The organism is Kitasatospora sp. MBT63 (assembly GCF_000710465.2).
Lineage (GTDB): Bacteria > Actinomycetota > Actinomycetes > Streptomycetales > Streptomycetaceae > Kitasatospora.
The window spans coordinates 1-220 of record NZ_JAIZ01000658.1 but is presented as its reverse complement, the minus strand read 5'-3'; the positions used below and the strand labels follow the sequence as shown (position 1 = coordinate 220).

At 75.5% G+C, this 220-nt stretch carries 1 protein-coding gene; it reads right to left on the bottom strand.

Features of this window, described 5'->3' with window-relative positions; genetic code table 11:
* Positions 1 to 190: adenylyl-sulfate kinase (locus AA75_RS34495; protein WP_149038549.1), on the bottom strand; the 190-nt coding region annotated here is incomplete at its 3' end.
* Between the last annotated feature and the right edge of the window lie 30 nt (positions 191 to 220).

Below are 220 nucleotides of genomic sequence, written 5' to 3'. Positions count from 1 at the left end.
TGGAGAGGAACTCGCGGATCTCGTCGCCGTCCAGGACCTCGACCTTGTGGCCCTCGGCACGCAGCCGCTCGGCCAGGGCGAAGGCGAGGGTGGTCTTGCCGGCGCTGGGCAGCCCGGTCAGCCACACGGTGGCGCCGCGCTCGCAGCTGGCGGCCCGGGAGGCCGCCTCCGCGGTGCCCCCGGCGGCCAGGGTGTCGGCTGTCGTCACGGTGGAGTCTCC